The 16,928-nt window shown below is 65.1% G+C and carries 11 protein-coding genes; 3 read left to right on the forward strand and 8 right to left on the reverse strand.

Annotation, left to right across the window (positions count from 1 at the left end; genetic code table 11):
• Positions 1-36 precede the first annotated feature (36 nt).
• A complete protein-coding gene (locus tag GSQ87_RS12605) occupies positions 37-945 on the forward strand; it encodes an ABC transporter substrate-binding protein (protein WP_158915776.1) in 909 nt (302 codons plus the stop codon).
• Here the strand turns inward: GSQ87_RS12605 and acnA are convergent.
• Genes acnA through GSQ87_RS12620 form a run of 3 tightly spaced genes read right to left on the reverse strand, consistent with a single transcriptional unit; the run spans position 933 to position 6,830 of the window.
• Complete coding sequence (acnA, locus tag GSQ87_RS12610; RefSeq protein WP_158915777.1) at positions 933-3,542, reverse strand: aconitate hydratase AcnA; 2,610 nt, start codon at positions 3,540-3,542, stop codon at positions 933-935. The genes GSQ87_RS12605 and acnA overlap by 13 nt on opposite strands.
• A 19-nt stretch (positions 3,543-3,561) precedes the next feature.
• Positions 3,562-4,392 (reverse strand): GDSL-type esterase/lipase family protein, encoded by an 831-nt coding sequence (locus GSQ87_RS12615; RefSeq protein WP_158915778.1) that lies wholly within the window; start codon positions 4,390-4,392, stop codon positions 3,562-3,564.
• Between the two features lie 38 nt (positions 4,393-4,430).
• Complete coding sequence (locus tag GSQ87_RS12620; RefSeq protein WP_158915779.1) at positions 4,431-6,830, reverse strand: TonB-dependent siderophore receptor; 2,400 nt, start codon at positions 6,828-6,830, stop codon at positions 4,431-4,433.
• Positions 6,831-7,268: 438 nt separating this feature from the next.
• Between GSQ87_RS12620 and GSQ87_RS12625 the strand changes: the two genes are divergently transcribed.
• On the forward strand, positions 7,269-7,703 hold the full coding sequence (locus tag GSQ87_RS12625; protein ID WP_216839263.1) for a carboxymuconolactone decarboxylase family protein: 435 nt from the start codon (positions 7,269-7,271) through the stop codon (positions 7,701-7,703).
• Between the two features lie 44 nt (positions 7,704-7,747).
• On the opposite strand, the gene GSQ87_RS12630 is transcribed toward GSQ87_RS12625, so the two are convergent.
• From GSQ87_RS12630 to GSQ87_RS12650, 5 genes are all read right to left on the reverse strand, one after another.
• Complete coding sequence (locus tag GSQ87_RS12630; protein ID WP_158915781.1) at positions 7,748-8,647, reverse strand: dihydrodipicolinate synthase family protein; 900 nt, start codon at positions 8,645-8,647, stop codon at positions 7,748-7,750.
• A gap of 96 nt (positions 8,648-8,743) precedes the next feature.
• The gene (locus GSQ87_RS12635) at positions 8,744-9,481 is read right to left on the reverse strand and encodes a hypothetical protein (RefSeq protein ID WP_158915782.1); all 738 of its coding nucleotides are present in this window, start codon (positions 9,479-9,481) and stop codon (positions 8,744-8,746) included.
• Between the two features lie 658 nt (positions 9,482-10,139).
• Positions 10,140-10,367, reverse strand: a complete 228-nt coding sequence (locus GSQ87_RS12640; protein WP_158915783.1) for a helix-turn-helix transcriptional regulator — start codon at positions 10,365-10,367, stop codon at positions 10,140-10,142.
• A 319-nt stretch (positions 10,368-10,686) separates the two neighbouring features.
• The gene (locus tag GSQ87_RS12645) at positions 10,687-12,774 is read right to left on the reverse strand and encodes a TonB-dependent receptor (protein ID WP_158915784.1); all 2,088 of its coding nucleotides are present in this window, start codon (positions 12,772-12,774) and stop codon (positions 10,687-10,689) included.
• Positions 12,775-13,056: 282 nt separating this feature from the next.
• Positions 13,057-13,803, reverse strand: a complete 747-nt coding sequence (locus tag GSQ87_RS12650; RefSeq protein WP_254062915.1) for an aspartate/glutamate racemase family protein — start codon at positions 13,801-13,803, stop codon at positions 13,057-13,059.
• Between the two features lie 424 nt (positions 13,804-14,227).
• On the opposite strand from GSQ87_RS12650, the gene GSQ87_RS12655 reads away from it, so the two are divergent.
• Positions 14,228-16,915, forward strand: a complete 2,688-nt coding sequence (locus GSQ87_RS12655) for a LuxR C-terminal-related transcriptional regulator (protein ID WP_158915786.1) — start codon at positions 14,228-14,230, stop codon at positions 16,913-16,915.
• Positions 16,916-16,928: the final 13 nt, after the last annotated feature.

Consider the following 16,928-nt stretch of genomic DNA (forward strand, 5'->3'; position numbering starts at 1 on the left):
TTCTACACCACCCTGCATCAGAACGTCGCCGGCGACTTGATAACCGCCTTCAACAAGCTCTACCCCCACGTGATCGTCAAATACACCAACGGACGATCATCGGCGCTGACAGACCTTTTCCTCCATGAAACCTCCAAACATCAGCCGAGCGCCGACGTCATCTGGACGACGGCGGTCGATCTCCAAGCCAAGTTGATCAACGACGGATACGCCCAGGCTTATTCGTCACCCGAAAAGACCAGAATCCCCGGCTGGGCGGTCTGGAACGATCAGGGATACGCCCCCTCCGTCGAACCCTTCGTCATCGCCTACAATCGCCGGGAGGTCCCCCTGTCGGACGTGCCGAAAAACCATTTCGAGCTCGCCCGCCTATTGAAGGAGAAGCCGAAGATCTACGATGGGAGGATCGCGACCTACGACCCCAATTCGAGCGAAATCGGGCTGCTGGTGCTATCCCACGATGTGCGGGCTACGCCCGAAACCTGGGACCTCGTACATCAGATGGCAGGCGCTCACGTCCGCCTATATGCGAATTCCTACGATATGCTGGACGCCATAGCCAAAGGTGAAGTCCTGATCGGCTACAATATAGTCGGCTCCTCGGCGATGGAGCGCGAGGCTCATGACGCGGCCGTAGGCGTCATCCTCCCCTCCGATTATCTTCTGTCGGCGCTGCCTGTCGCGATCATCTCCAAATCCGCGAAACATCCAAACGCGGCAAAGCTTTTCCTGGACTTCCTGCTATCGCAGGAGGGGCAGACCATCCTCAGTCGCCATGAGATGACGCCCGTGCGAACCGACGTAAGGGCCACGACCCACCAGTTCGCCGTCGACCCGGGACGGGTGAGGACGATCCGGGTAGGTCCCGGAATGCTGGTCGACATGGACCAGCAAAGCCGAGCGCGGTTGCTTCGGAAATGGCGGCCGGCCGCTCAGCCGCGCTGATGCGATTCCCGGTCGGATAACACGCGCTGCAGGATCATCGGCAGTATCCCCCCCATGCCCAGGGTCTCCAGCTCCAGCGAAGTCTCGACCGCGATCTGGGCGACGAAACGCTCCACGCCGCCCTCGCGACGGTGGATGGCGATCGGCGCCTGGCCATGCATGCCCACCTGCTCGGCGTGGACCTCCAGCCGGTCGCCGGCTCGCAGGCCCAGCGTAGCCGGCGTGATCCCGGTCGGCAGGCGCAGGGGCAGCACTCCCATGTTGACTAGGTTGGAGCGGTGGATGCGCTCGAAACTCGACGCCAGCACCGCCCGCACGCCCAATAGGGCCACGCCCTTGGCGGCCCAGTCGCGCGACGAGCCCATGCCGTAACGCTCGCCGGCCACCAGCACCACCGGCTCCCCGTTCCCCCGGTAGCGGGCCGCCGCGCGCCAGAGCGGCAGGATATCGCCGGTGGGCGCGTGCACGGTCGAGCCGGCAGGGATGGCTGGGTCCAGTAGGTTCCTGACGCTGCGATTGGTGAACAGGCCGCGCAGCATCACCTCCCAATTGCCTCGCCGCGAGGCGAATACGTTCAGGTCGTCGGCCGCCTCCCCGCGCGCAACCAGATAGTCCGCCGCCGCGCTGGCGCGGGGGATCGCGCCGGCGGGCGAGATGTGGTCGGTGGTGATGTCGTCGCCGACCACCAGGATCGGATGGGCGGTGTAGCGGCCGAGCCGGCTGCGCTCGGACAGGCTCGCGAACGGCGGCCGGCGCAGGTAGGTCGAGGCCTGGTCCCAGGGATAGAGCGCCGTGTCCGGCGCCTGGAGTTGCGCCCAGGCGGCGCTGGCTTCCGCCGCGCCATAGGCGGCGTCCACATCGCCGGGGTCCAGCGCAAGCGCCAGCGCGGCGTCGATCTCCGCCCCCGAGGGCCACAGGTCGGCTAGATGGACCGCCGCGCCGCTGGAGGTGTGGGCGAGCGGATCGCGCGCCAGGTCGCGGTCGAGATCGCCGGCCAGGGCGCAGGCCACCACCAGCGGCGGCGAAGCCAGGAAGGCCAGGTCGAGCTGGGGATGCACCCGGCCGGGGAAGTTGCGGTTGCCCGAGAGCACCGCCACGGGTGCGACAGCTCCCGCCTCGATCGCGGCTTGGGCCAGCGCCCCCAACGGCCCCGAATTGCCGATGCAGGTGGTGCAGCCGTAGCCGACGATACCGAACCCCACCGCCTCCAGGTCTTCCAACAGGCCCGCGCGGCGCAGATAGCGCTCGGCTGTGGGCGAGCCGGGAGCGAGCGAGGTCTTGACCCAGGGCTTGGGCGTCAGGCCCAGGCGCCGAGCCTTGCGCGCCAACAGACCTGCCGCCACCACCAGGCGGGGATCGGAGGTGTTGGTGCAACTGGTGATCGCCGCGATCACCACGGCGCCCTGAGGGACCGCCCCTGGCGCCGTGGCTGCAGGCTTGGCGTCCAGGCCCAGCGCCGCGCGTATGCCGTCCAGCGCCACCGGGTCCTGCGGCCGGCGCGGACCGGCCAGGGTCGCGCAGACCGTATCCAGGTCGAGATGCAAGACGTGGTCGTACCGAGGCTCGGCCTGCGGGTCGAACCAGAGCCCGGCGCGGCGCGCATAGGCCTCCACGAAGGCTGCGTGCCCGGCCGACCGGCCGGTGGCGGCGAGGTAGTCCAGGCACCGCCCGTCGATCGGGAAATAGCCGGACGAGGCCCCGTACTCGGGCGCCATGTTGGCCACCACCGCCCGCTCGCCCACCGACAGGGTCGAGACGCCGGGACCGAAGAATTCCACGAACCGTCCCGACAGTTCGACGCCGCGCAACAAGTGGGTCGCGGCCAACGCCAGGTCGGTGGCCAGCGCCCCCTCCCCCAGCCGCCCGGTCAACCGCACACCGACCACGCTCGGCGCGCGCATCATCACCGGCATGGCGAACATGACGCTTTCGGCCTCAAGGCCGCCCACGCCCCAGCCCAGCACGCCCAGGCCGTTGATCATCGGGGTGTGGCTGTCGGTGCCGATCAGGGTGTCGGGACAGGCCCAGGCGACCCCGCCCCGCACCTCGGTCGTGGCCACCGTGGCCAGCCGCTCCAGGTTGATGGTGTGCATGATGCCGGCGCCCGGCGGATATACGGTGAGGTTGGACAGGGCCTTGGTCGCCCACTTCATGAAGGCGTAGCGCTCGGCGTTGCGGCCCATCTCGCGGGCCATGTTGCGCGCGGTCGCATCGGGCGTGGCGTAGGCGTCCACCGCCAGGGAATGGTCGGTGGAGATATCGATCGGCAACCCCGGGTTCAGCCGCGCAGGATCGCCCCCCGCTTCCGCCACGGCCGAGCGGCAGGCGGCGATGTCCACCAGGGCCGGGCCGCAGGTGGTGTCGTGCATCAGGATGCGGCCGGGGTGGAACGCGATCTCCGCCTGGCTCGAGCCGCGCGCCAGCCAGTCGGCCGCCACCGCCCGCATCGCCGGATCCTCGCTCGAGCACCGCAGCAGGTTCTCCAGCACGATCCGATGCACCCAGGGCAGACGCGCCAAGCCGTCGCCCGCGAGCGCCGGCAGGTCGACGATGCGGTAGGTCGATCCGGCATGGCTCAGGTCTGCGCAAGGGATCATACGGGCACGCCTTGACGGCTCAACGCAGCTTCAGCTGTTCCAGGGCCGCCTGGAGCTGGGACCACATCCGGTGGTGGCCTTCGGCGGTGGGGTGCAGCCCGTCCTTGGACAGGCTGGCGGGCATGTCGCCCGACGCGTCCGCCAGCACGCCGTAGTAGTCGGCGAACGGATAATGGCGCGAGGCCGCGAACGTCTTCAGCCAGGCGTTGGCCGCGCGGAGGGTCGCCGGGTCGCGCTGCAGCCCCCTGTGATCGGCGCCGAAGGGGGTGATGGCGCAGATCACCACCTTCACCCCGTTCGCATTGGCGATATCAGCCATGGCGGCGACGTTGCGTTCGATCCGCGCCAGCACCCCGGCCTCGGCCGCCGCCGGATCGCCGACATAGACCCGAAGATCGTTGGCCCCGCCCAGGATCACCACGGCCGCGGGTTTCAGGGCGACCACGTCGTCCTCGAAGCGCAGCAGCATCTGGGAGGTGTTCTGGCCGACGACGCCACGGTTGACCACCTCCATCCAGGGGGGCGTCGGCAGGTCCTCGGCGGTCCAGTGGTAGGTGATGGAGTCGCCCATCAACACCACGCGCGGCCTGGAGGGCGACGGCGGCGACAGGCCCGCATTGGCGGCGGCGTAGTGGCCGACCTCCGGCAGGTCGTCCTGCTGCATCATCCACTTGGCGGCGAAGTCGTGGAGCTTCAACTCGCCCACCGCCTTGATCTCGCGCGGCGGCGGCTCATGGCCTGAAGACGCAGGTGAACCCGCACCTGATGGGACGGATTGGGCGGCGAGGCCACGGGCGCCCATCACGGTCAAGATGCCGCTGACGACAGCAACCGGGATGGAACGCTTCATGACTTCGCTGTCCTTGTCCTGATCGGGGATGAACTATGTCAGAACTTCGAGGAGACCTGGAACCGCACGTCGCCCGGAGGCGCCTGCGACAACAGCGAGCCGCCGGTAGAGTCCCAGTAGCGCCGGTTGCCCACGTTGTCCGCGTTGATGCGGAAGGTGGTCTGGTGGTCGTACAGGCGCGTGACGTAGGCCGCGCCCAGGTTCACCGTGGTGTAGCCCGGCGCGAACGCCTGGTTCAGGGCGTTCAGCGCACGACGATCCACATAGTAGACCGCGCCGTTCACCGAGAGGCCCGGGACCCAGTTGACGAAACGGTACTCGCCCGCCACCGAGAACGTCACCCGCGGCGTGTTCTCGACCACCTTGCCCACCGTGGTCGGCGAGATGGAAGTTGGCGTGACCCCTGCTGGCGGCGCGATCGAGGTGTTGGTGAAGGTCGCGCCACCCGACTTGTAGGTGAACAGAGTGGGAGATCCCGTGACCTGGCGGGCGTCGAGCAGCAGGGCGCTGGCGTAGATCGATACGTTTCGGTTGATTTCGCCCGTCAGGCTGAACTCTTCACCCCTATACTCATAGGTGCCGTCCTGGACGTAGACATTGCTGCCGTTGACGAAGTTGGCGCCACGGGTGATGTCGAAATAGGCCGCCTGGAACAGCAGGCCCCGGATCGGCTCCAGCTTCAAGCCGCCCTCATACTGGGTGCTGGTGGTGGGTGGAAGTTGCGCGCCGGGGTTGGCGGCCGTGGTGGGGGCCAGCGGCGTGGTCTCCAGCCCCTCGATATAGGTGCCGTAGATGCTGGCCCAGGGCTGCGGCTTCAACACCACGCCCCAGGAATAGGCCGTCGGCGTCGCGTGGAAGGTGTTCACGCCGGTGATGGCGTCGCCCTCGGTATAGTCGGAGTAACGGATACCGCCCAGAACCGTCAGCCACTTGTTGTAGGAGATCCGATCGAACACATAGTAGCCGATGTCGGAGATGAAGGTGGTGTCTCCGCCCGGCGACGACTGCACTTGGTTCGGGAATGGCGTCGCTGGGAACTGGGTCGGATTGAAGAAGTTCGTCGCGCAGCTCGCAGGCGACGTCGAGGCCAGCCCCCCCGTCGCGTTCAGCGCGACGCCGCCCTTACAGTCGGCGATATCGGAGGTCGGGGCAAACTGCGTCTTGTAGTTGTCGGCGGCGCCGAACAGGATTTCGTGCAGGAACGGGCCCGTATAGAAGGTGCCGGCGATCTCGCCACGGATGTTCTTGTTCTCCAGATAGGAATGCTGGAGGCTGATCGTGGCCTGACCGGCGCCCGTCGTGAGATTGATCGGATTGATGGTGTTGAAATGACGGTCGCGGGTCAGATAGGAGTCGCCGCCGTCCAGGGTCACGACCCAGGCGTCGGATAGCTTGTACTCGACGTGACCAAGGACGTTGTTCTCCATGGTGCGGTTGAGGGCCCAGTTCTGGCCGATATTCTTCGACGGGTCCTGCAGCTGCGGCAGGCTGACGCTGGGATACAGGTTGTTCAAGGTGGAGGCCGGGATCGAGGTGAAGCGATAGACGCCCGGCTCGTTGACCGACTTCTCCATATGTTCGGCGTCGAAACTGATCGTCAGCCGGTTGGTCGGCTTGAAGTCGAATGCCCCCGACAAAAGAGAACGGTGGCCGTAGGTGAACTGCTGGCCGGAATCGACGTCGGCGTAGACCGCGTTCACCCGCGCGCCGAACATGCCGTAGGTGCCGCCGATATCGACGTGGGCCCCGACCTCGCCGTGATCGTTGCCGAAGGCGTCGGCTTCCAGATAGGGCTGGGCTGTCGGACGTTTCATCACCAGATTGATGATGCCCGAAGGCGTGGTGAAGCCGTAGTACAGGGCCGATGCGCCCTTCAGGGCCTCGACCCGGTCCTTATCCTCCAACGGCAGGTCGGTGAGGTTGAGGATCGGCAGGCTGCCGTTCAGGCGATAGTTTTCCCGGTTGTCCACGTTGATGCCGCGGATGGCGATGTTGCTGTAGACCACGGTCGAGGTCTGGTCCTGGGTCACGCCGGCGGTGTTCTTCAGGGCGTCGAGCAGACTCTGGGCCTGCTGGCTCTCCAAGACCTCGCGCGGCACCACGCTGATGGTCAGAGGCGTATCGAGGGCGCGGGCGCCGCGGAAGCTGCCGGCCTGCACGTAGTCGGCGCTATAGCTGTTCTTGCGGTCGGCGGTGACGACGATCTCGCTGAGCGTCGCCGGCCCCTTGGCGGCGGCGTTTGAGGTCGTCGCGTCGTTGGCGGGCGGCGTCGCCGCCGTGGGCGACGCAGCAGGATCGGGTGTCGGCGAAGGCTGACCCGCCGAAGGCGCGCCTTCCGACGCCGCGGCCGCCTGCGCCCACGCCCCGCTCCCCATCGCGGTCAGCGCGGTCGTCGCCGCTAGAGCCGCCAATAAAGTCTTGTGTCCCCGGAATATCATTTGGTCCCCCTCGCCTGAAGTCCGCCCAAAAGACCGGGAAGTTCCCCCCGTTGACACAAGTGTGACGGTACTTCCTGACACGTACCTTTCATGACTCAGGCGAGGTGGGCCTCGAGCTCAACCGTCCGCGTCGGATCCGGCGTTGGCGAGCTTGTTTGGTTGGTTCGATCTAGACTGCGCTCGACTTTCGTTTCGCCTTACAAAGGCGGTGAGATCGCGCGCCCGACTCGCGCTACCATTCGATCGGCTTCCAAAATCGACGGCGTTGGGAAATCGCACATCAGATCGCCAGACAACGATCCGCCTTCAGACCGATTGCCCCATATCGCGGACGATCGGATGAGCCCGCCTCAACGAGACGCCGCGGCTGAGTTCCTGCGCACACGGGGCGTTCCCGTTTTCGGGCCATTCGTGCCGTTGTTGCGTAGCCCGGAACTCATGATCAACGCCAAGTTGATGGGCGATCATCTCAGATACCGAAGCACGCTTGCCCCACATCTCAGTGAATTCGTCATTCTTCTTGTCGCGCGTGAATGGAATTCACCGGTGGAATGGGCGATCCATCAACCAACGGCGCTCGCCGCCGGCCTATCGACAGCGAAAATCGACGCGATAGCCAACCGCAGAAGACCCACCGAGCTCACCCCCGAGGAGGAGATCGCCTACGACCTGTTCCATGAACTCACAGCTAAGCGGGCGATCTCAGACAGGACATATGAGCAGGCTGCATTACTTCTCGGCGAGCAGGGTCTTGTCGATCTAATTGGCATATGCGGATACTACACCTTACTTGCGATGGTGATGAATACCGCCCGGACCGCCCCGGCTCAACACGCGAACTCTCTCCCCGATCCGGCTTACGAGTCGCAATAGGCGGGACCCCATACCGCCGCCCACGCTTCGATCGCCAGCCGGCCTCAGTTGGGCCGCAGAAGCGCGCCTCTCAGCGCATCGGCGACTTGACGCGCCGCTTCCCCCGACAACGGCAGGATTGGCGCCGGCGGGATGGCGTCACAGACGCCGATCATGTTCGCCGCCGCGTAGACCACTCTGAGGCCGCCATATGCCTTGAACAGCGACCAGAACGGCTCCAAGTGCTGGCTTTGACGACGGGCCTGCTCCAGCTCGCCACGCTGAACAGCGCGACGGATATCCATGCATAGGCTGGGGAACAGGCCAGCAAGGACGCTGTACCACGCGTCTCCACCCGCGATCAGCGCCTCCGTGGCATTCCAGTCGGTGCTGTAACCGATCGAGAAATGCGCGGGAACGCGGCCGCGGAGCGAGGCTACGCTATCCGGCGCCGCGACCGCCTCGGGCGCCGGGTTCTTCACCCCCGCGATGTTGGGCGTCCAACTCAGGCGTTCGATCAGCGCCTCGCTGAAGGAAAAGTGAGTCGTGCCAGGGTTGTTGTAGATGCACAGCGGCAAATCCGTGCTTTGCGCGACAGCTTGGAAGTGGACGAACACCTCGTCCTCGGTGAGCGGCGTATAGGAGACCGGCGCCAGCAGGCCCGAGTGCGCTCCGGCGGCCTTCGCATCCTGGGCCAGGGCGATGGCGTCATTGGTCCGCAACGCACCTACGCCCGCCATCACCGGCGTTCGCCCATCGGCCTCGGCAAGCGCGGCGTCCAGGGCGCGGCGTCGTTCCTCGCGCGTGAGATAAGGATAGGAGCCCGTGCTGCCCAGCACGCCGATCGCGTCGACCTCCGCGTCCACCAGCCGGCGCACCAGCCGCCGAAGCGTCACGCAATCCACGCGGCCGTCCACGTCCATGGGCGTGATGGGAAAGGCGACCAGACCCCGGGGCAATGTCATGCGATCTCGCTCTCCCAAACCATGCTGGGCGATCGCTTACGCCGATCGGGACCGTCGGACCAGATTTGAGGAACGGGCCCGTACGGCGGCGTTCTGCTAATGCTGCTTCACGTAAGAGGCCATGCGGGTGATCTGGATGCTGCGGTTAAGCGCGCCGCCGGCGCCGGCGTAGAGCGCCTTCAGATAGGCGCGGTCCCAGTTCGTAAGTGCATCGACGTCGTTGGGGGCTAGAAAAAGATTAGCGATGGTCTTCGGCTGGAAGGGCGTCTTGGGCTCGCGTACATCCGCAAGAGCGGCCAAGCTGAGATAATCGGCGATCTGGCCCGCTGTCAGATTAGCCGTCCTGCGGCTGTCCACGATTATGATCACCCGCTCCAGCGCGGCATTTCCCGCACCGTCGAGCCGCGATGCGATCCCGCCGCCGAACTGGCGGGCTCCTGTGGTCTGATTAGCCGAACCACCCGATGTCCCGGTTGCGCCTGCGAGATAGCCGTATGACAGGCTGAGGGCGGCCGACATGTCCACCGCTTCGCCCGCGCCGCCTCCGCCGGCGGTGGCGGGCGCCACCTCGGTCTCCCTAAAGACCCTCGCCACGTCCTCGTCCTTGACAAACCTGTCCAGCTTGCCGGTCGAAGACCGATCCCCGGCGCCGGTCAGGACGATGCGCTTCTCTTTGACCAAGGCGGCGGCAAGGGCGTTCGGACTAGGCGTGAACAGGATCAATATATTGGTTTCGCAACGGCGGCCGCCCGCAAGCGCGCCGACGGATGTCGCATTGGCTTTGATACGGTCCTCGATGAAACCGTTGAAGCCGCTCGGCAGGCCGCGGGCCAACGGGCAAACCGGGGCCGCCCAGCGAGCGATTCTGCCGTCGCCGGCAGCCCCACTGAACTGGTCGATTGAACCACGGACATCAGCATTGGGGGCTGACGGCTTTGCAGCCGTAACTGTGACGCCCTGGAGGGTCGTCTTTGGAGGCGGCGGCTCGGCGCTCGGAGACACGCCGGCCCCGCCTAAGGCCGCGGCAAGAGTGGTTGCTACGGCGATATAGGTCGCGAGAACGCCGATCATATGTAGGCTCATCCAGCGGAGACCTCGAAACGGTAAAGGCCAAGTTGTATCGCGTCAACCACGCCGCTTGGTTGGTTGGAATTGCTGTAAATAGCTGGAGCGCAATGGTTTTGAGGTGGCCCCTTAGGTTAAGCCGGAGCCCGAAATTTCTGCGCGGGTGGCGATGGCTGCAAGCGTGACGGGGCGAGTCCCGAATACGCGCGGGGCCTCTAGCGAAATCTATAGGTGATCAGCCCGCACAGACGTAGCCGGGGTAGCCATCTGATCAGCGATCGGCTTCTCGCGCTTCAGCCCATTGAGCATGAGGCCGGGAGCCTGGGGTGCTCGAGCGCTGCGGTCTGGACGGTGATGGCCCCTACCCTAGGCGGCGCGCAGGGCTGTGAGGCAGCTTGAGCGGCGACTGGCCGTCGCGGCCCGATTGTCACAAGATGATCAGCTTCTGCTGCACAGCCAACACCACCGCGCGAATCTTGTTCGGCGCGCCGAGCTTACGCATGGCGTTGGACAGGTGGAACTCGACCGTGCGCTCGGCCACGCTGAGTTGGCGGGAGGTCTCCGCTGTGGTCAGGCCCAAGGCGGCCAGGCGCATGCATTCGGCCTCGCGGGCCGTCAGGGCGGCTCGCTCGGGCGGTTGGTCGGATAACGACATCCCCCTCTCCCGAAACAGGCTGCGACGACGCTGCAAGACTAGAAGCCGCCGCCCTCTCCCGTACCTGTGGGTTTTCACAGGGTCACGCCCCGGCGCACTCTGTCACACAAGGCTGTCGACGTGAGCTGACCGCATGTTCCGCCTCCCTGCTCCCCCTCACCGAACGCCCCCCGGCGCCCATCGGGCGAGATGAACCAGTTCGTCCCCATCCGGGCGACGGAGGCGGCGTTCGCGTTGGAGGCCGCCCCCCTCTCGGCCGCGCCGCCCGCCATCGTGCTGGACCTGTCGCGCCTGCTTTCGTCCGCAGATGACGGAGCCGCTAGAACTTGTAGGCCAGCTTCGCGCCGAACTCGCGAGGGCGGCCGAACCACGCCACCGTCGGACCGACCCCCGTGGTCTCGGCGAAAACCCAGTAGCGGGCGTCGCCGAGATTCTTGCCATAGAGGGTGAACTTCCAGGGGCTGCCAGTCGGGGTGAAGGTCATCTCGGCGTTGACCAAAGTATAGGCTGGCGTCCTGGGTGTCGGATCGAATTGAGGCAGCGTGCTGGAGCGGTAGCTTGCAGTCATATACAAAGCCGCATTCCCCAGGCGCTCGATTGGCTTCACATAGTTGAAGCCGACGCTGCTGGTGACCTTCGGAGCGTTCGGCAAGATCCGGGAGCCGAAGTTGAAGCCTGGGTTTTGCTGCAGCGTGTCGTTGGTCAGACCGAGACCGCCCAACAGCGTCAGCGACGTACTGATCCTCGCCTCGAACTCGCCCTCGAAACCATAGATTTGGGCTGTCGCTGCATTGCCCGTGACAACTGTGAAGTTGTTTCCCTCCCGCTCGGTCGCGGTTAATTGGATATTTCTATAGTCGGTAAAGTATCCGGCCAGGTTCAGCCGCAGTCGTTGGTCCAACCACTCGCTCTTCAGCCCCACCTCGTATGCGGTGGTGGTCTCCGGCGCATAGGGGACCAGATCGGCGATCGAGAAGGGGCGGCCGTTGAATCCTCCGCTTCGAAATCCCTGTGAAATCGAGGCGTAGGCCATGAACTGGCCTGTGAACTGATACGCGATGGCGCCCTTAGGCGAAACATTCGTATAGACGACCGCGCGGGACGACGGGGGAACGAGCACGGAGCCGCCGAATACATTTGTGGCCTCTATCGACTTTCTCTCGTCGGTAAAGCGCAGACCCGCCGTCAGGGAGAGCTTGTCGGTGATACGATAGGTCGCCTGTCCATAGGCGGCGTAGCTGTCGGTGCGGTTGCTCACGGGGATGTCGGCTGGCGTGTCGAATTCGATCAGAGCGCTGTCGAAGGTGTCGGATTCTGTAAAGAAGTAGATGCCTCCAACCCAGGAAAGCTTGCCCCCCAGGGAGGTTCCGAGCAGCTGAAACTCTTGACTCACCTGCCCGGATGTTTCGTGGATGAACTGGCTGAGATACTGCGCTGGTGAAGCGGAATAGTCTTGGCCTGAAACCTCCGACTGCCGGCGATATGCGCTGATCGACTTGAGCGTCAGGCCGGCGCCGAGTTCCTGGGTGATGGCGACCGAGATTCCGAACACGTTCAGGTCGTCGGTCGGGGGGATATTGTAGTGGAGATTGTATAGGTTGGTGGTCACGTATTGCGGACCGATGGGAGCGGTCCCGTTCAACGGGTAGGCGACCACCTGAGCCGGGTTGAAGGCGACCATGGCCACCGGGTCGGTGGTCCCGACCGAACGTGTGCCATCGAGGCTGACCAGGACCTGGGTGGTGGCCATCGGCTTGATCAGCAGTTCGGCCCGTCCGGCGAACTCGCGCTGCTCGCCCAGGTCAGCCGTCGCGCCGTTGTCGACTGTGGCTCTGCCGTAGCCGTCGTTCTGGGTGTAGAGGGCGTTGACGCGCAGATCGAGACGATCGTCGATCAGGGGCAGGTTCAAGGTCCCGCGTCCCTGGTAGCGATCCAGATTGCCGACCGTGACCTCGACCTGCCCGCCATAGGTGTCGGTCGGCGGCTGGGTGGTGATGTTCAGGGCGCCGCCAATCGTGTTCCGGCCGAACAGCGTGCCCTGGGGGCCGCGCAGAACCTCCACGCGCTCCACGTCGCCGAGGTCGAGCGAGGCGCCGGTCGTGCGGGCCAGATAGACGCCGTCCAGATAGACCCCCACGCCCGGGTCGGTCGTGGTGATGGAGTCGTATTGGCCGATGCCGCGGATGGTGATGTTGGCCGAGGCTCCCGACCCTAGGACGCCTGCGGTGTACTGGACGTTGGGCGCCGTCTGCGCGACGTCCGCCACGCTGCCGAGCTGCCGCTGCTCCAGCGCCTTGGCGTCGTAGGCGGTGACGGCGACGGGTACGCGCTGAAGGTTTTCCTCCCGCCGCTGGGCCGTGACAATGATTTCAGCCACCGAGGCGCTGGACCCGGACGCGGGCGCCACCGTTGAATCTTGCGGTGTTGGCGTTGCATTCGTCTGCGCTTGGGCGCCATGCGCCGCGCCTAAGGCGGCAAACGCCAAGCCGACGGAGGGCAGTCGCTCCGCAAAGCTTCCTTTGAATTTCGTTCTGTGTCGACGCCTCATTTGTACTGTATTGAGCTCAACGAGATCCTGGTTGATTGATCACGAGCGTTGAGATGATACAGAGGTCCCGCCCCCCATTGTTGGGCCGGCTGGAACGCGATTCTGCCCGGGGCCATCGCCGAAGCGCCGAAACCGCTGCGGTCAGCGCCGGAACTCCGGCAGTGAGAAGCCCTTCAGCTGCTTCTGCGGTGGGGTTGGATAGGTACGCTTGCTGTGGGTCAGCCCGGCGCGGACCAGCGCAGCCGCAGTTAGCACCGTCGCGGGAATCGGATCGATCACCGGTACGGAAAGGCCCCGAGCGGCCAGCTCGGCGGCGATGAACTCAGCGCAGCCGAAAAAGCCGGTGCATCCCAACACGATCGCGTCGGCGCCGTCATGCGCCACGGCTTCGGCGGCCTGATGGGCCAAGGCGGCGTTCAGACGGCCCAGATCGGCGCCGATCTCCAGCACGGGAATATCGACGACCCGGATCGAGGCCAGTCTTTCCCAGACGCCGTAGATTTTCGCCAGGTCGGAGAGCATCGGTCGAACGCTCTCCAGCACGGTGATCAGGCTGAAGCGTCCGGCGAGCATGGCGGCGATGTGCATGCTGGTCTCGCTCGGTCCCAGGATAGGGATGGACAGGACCTCGCGCGCTGCTTTCAGGCCTGGATCGCCCATGCAGTCGATGACCAGCGCATCCACGCCCTCCTGTTCGGCCTCGATGGCCCGGGCGAGCAGTCCCGGCACCGAAAGGGCCCCATCGAACTCGCTTTCTATGGAGGCTGGGCCGATGTCGATCAGGGTTTGGGAGACACGCAGATCATCGCTCTGCAGGCTCTCGATATCGTCGAGCGTCCGCACGCCCTCGGTGACGATAGGCGTAATGATCCTGATATGGAGTGGCACTAAACTATACCTCGAAATGGCGATGCTGCGGTTTCGCAATAACCAATTGATCATTGCCTTAAATAACAATTTAAATATTACAAATCCGCTGATCTTTAAGGCCAGCTAAAGTACGAGACCCATATTTTTTAAAATGACCTCGTAGGTCGGGTCGTCGCAATAACTTCAAAAAGCACACCAAACTGGCCGAGGTGAAGCCAGGGTCGGGGTCCTTCTACCCATATCCAAATCGCGAGTCTACTCCACAGCTCAGTCGGTCCTACCCCAAATCACGTCCAATCTGGTCGGAAAACGATCTACCTTTACCTCCGCTCCGCCGTCGGTGTCGCGGTCGCAGCGTCGCATGTGCGATCCCCGTGCCTTCACATACCACGAGGTAATCCCCATAAGATCGTCCTGGTCATTGGCGGTGGACGACAAGCGGATGGATTCAGCGGCGCGAATTGGCGATTCCCGCTTTAGCCCGCCGCAGCAGCACGTGCACCTGATCCAACGTCCCGCGCTCACGGGCGCGCTGGAAGAGGGGCTGCACCGTCGCCTGGTCCTGGTCCAGGCGCCCGCCGGCTATGGCAAGAGCACCCTGCTCGCCCAATGGCGAGACAGCATGGCCGCTCGCGGCGTGCGGGCGGTGTGGCTGACCCTGGATGAAGACTGCGGGGCGGCCGCCGAGTTTCTGGCCGCCGTCATCCTGGCCGCCGCCTTCGCCGGCGTTCGGGTCGAAGCCCTGGAAGTCACGAGGCTTCAGTCGGCCGAAGCGCCGAATCTGCGTTCCACCCTGACCGCCCTCTTGGCTGAGCTCGACCGCGACCGGACGCCGGTGGTGTTCATCCTCGACGATTATCATCTCGCCCAAAACAGCCAGACGGACGCGCTGCTCGACCTGTTCGTCCGCCGGATGCCGGAGAGCGTGCATCTGGTGCTGGCCAGCCGTTCGCGACCGGGGCTGGCGCTGCCGCAGTTGCGCGCCCAGGGCCAGATCCGCGAGGTGGGGTCCGAACAGCTGCGCTTTTCACTAAACGAAGCTTTCGATCTGCTCCGCGAAGACCTGCCCGATGAGGAGATCGTCGATCTCACCGCGCGCCTGGAGGGATGGCCCATCGCCCTCCAACTGGCGGCCGTCTGGGTGCGTAATCACGGCGGTGGCGCGGGCCTGCTCCAGGCTTTCTCCGGCTCCGTAGACGACATGGGCGACTACCTGGCCACCCAGGTGCTCGCGCAGCTGCCGGTTCACCTGCAGACATTTCTGCTGGAGACCTCGATCTTCGACCGCTTCAACAGTAGCGCCGCCGACGCGGCGCGAGGCGCCATGGACTCGGCGTTGATGATGGAGGAGTTGCGGCGCTTCAATATCATTCTCATTCCAGTGGACAAGGCGCGCACCTGGTGGCGGCATCATAATCTGATGGCCGAATTCCTCGCGTCTCGGCGCGGCCAGCTCGGGGCGGCGAGACTTGTGCAGATGCACGAGGGCGCCTCGGCCTGGTTCGAGACCGAGGGTTCGCTGCTTGACGCCGTCCGCCATGCCCGCGCCGCCCAGGACCGCAAGCGGATGGTCGCTCTGATCGAAGACGCCGGCTGCGTGCGCCTGTGTCTCGAGGAAGGTTTCTCGCGCGCCCGCGCCCTCTTCGCCCTCCTGACCCCTGCGGAAATCGAAGCCTCCGCCCGTCTGCGCCTGGTCGACGCCCTTGCGCTTTTCCAGGCCGGCAAATTTCCAGCCGGCGACCGCAAGCTCGAGCAGGTGCGGCGCATGGTGAAAGACGGGGCGCTGAGCGACGAGGGGCTTAGGAGCGATCTCCTGGTGGTCGAGGCGCTTCGCGCCACCTACAGCGATGAGCTCCTGTCCGCTGAGAAGCAGGAGGCGTTGGAGGCGCTGTGCTCACGCAGCCTGGACACCGACCCTTGGTTCAGCGCCATTGTGAATAACCTCCAGTGCGTGATCGACCTGCGTAGAGGTGAAATCGAGTCCGCCAAGCTCTGCGGGCAGAAAGCGTTAGGATACTTCCGCGAGGCCCTTAATCCGTACGGGTGTGTTTTCATGCACATACACCTGGGATCCATCGCCATAGTGGAAGAGCGGTTGTCGGAGGCAAGCAATCATTTGCACACGGCCGAGGAACTGGTCTTCGATCACTTCCGTGGCAACGTTTCCTTGCCCTCCATCGTCCAGACCCTGATGGCTCAAATAGCCTATGCACGAAACAACCTCACCCGGGCGGCCGATCTGCTTACCGAGAACTTGACGACTATCTCGACATCGGAGGGATGGTCCGAGCTCTATGCGAGCGGCTACAGTACATCGGCCCTGCTTTGGCTAGCCCGAGGTGATGACGAAGCCGCCGAGGCCACCTTCGTCACAGCGACCGAACTCCTGCACTCAAGGGCGTTGCCGCAGCTGAACCTGTTCCTGACGGCTTGCCGCGCAAACCTCCTGGGCCGGACCGGCCGGGTTGCCGATGCTGGCGCCCTTTTGGCCGAGGTCGAAGCCGGCCTGGTGACTGGCCTCGCCGCCAACTGGGCGGTGCGGGACGAGCATGCCATCACCAGGGCGCGCCTGAACATCATGGAGGGCCTGCCGGACCAGGCTCTGAAGGGACTCGAGAGTGTGGTCGGTGAAGCACGCCGGCAGGGCAGAATCCGTTCGGAGCTGCGCGCCGAGACGCTGAGGGTCCTGGCCCTGGCCGCCCAGGGCCAGGACGAGGCCGCCGCGCAGACCCTGCTTGGCCTCGTCGAACGCACCCGCGGCGAAGGCGAGCGGCGCATGTTCATCGACGAGGGCCCGGCCATGGCCGAACGGCTGCGCGATCTCGTCCGCCGGCGCAGCGTGGCGCACCTCTCCCCCGCGACGCTTGAACACGTCGCCGATCTGCTGAGCGGCTTTGGAGAGCTGACACCCGGCGATGCGAAGACCCGCCTTCTCGCCACCCTGACCCCGCGCGAGCACGAGATTCTGCGCGAGCTGGTCCGTGGCGGCTCCAACAAGGTGATCGCCCGGGCGATCGACCTCAACGAGAACGCCGTGAAGTTCCACTTGAAGAACATCTTCCGCAAGCTGGGGGTCGCCGGCCGAGGCATGGCCGTGACCATGGCTGAAAAGCTCGACCTCCTGAGCTGATCAGGCGACGATC

This window comes from Caulobacter sp. S45 (assembly GCF_009765965.1).
GTDB lineage: Bacteria > Pseudomonadota > Alphaproteobacteria > Caulobacterales > Caulobacteraceae > CAHJWH01.

Coding starts and splice junctions, on each gene's coding strand:
- acnA (WP_158915777.1), bottom strand. CDS start 3,542: ATGATCCCTTGCGCAGACCTGAGCCATGCCGGATCGACCTACCGCATC.
- GSQ87_RS12615 (WP_158915778.1), bottom strand. CDS start 4,392: ATGAAGCGTTCCATCCCGGTTGCTGTCGTCAGCGGCATCTTGACCGTG.
- GSQ87_RS12620 (WP_158915779.1), bottom strand. CDS start 6,830: ATGATATTCCGGGGACACAAGACTTTATTGGCGGCTCTAGCGGCGACG.
- GSQ87_RS12625 (WP_216839263.1), top strand. CDS start 7,269: ATGATCAACGCCAAGTTGATGGGCGATCATCTCAGATACCGAAGCACG.
- GSQ87_RS12630 (WP_158915781.1), bottom strand. CDS start 8,647: ATGACATTGCCCCGGGGTCTGGTCGCCTTTCCCATCACGCCCATGGAC.
- GSQ87_RS12640 (WP_158915783.1), bottom strand. CDS start 10,367: ATGTCGTTATCCGACCAACCGCCCGAGCGAGCCGCCCTGACGGCCCGC.
- GSQ87_RS12655 (WP_158915786.1), top strand. CDS start 14,228: ATGGATTCAGCGGCGCGAATTGGCGATTCCCGCTTTAGCCCGCCGCAG.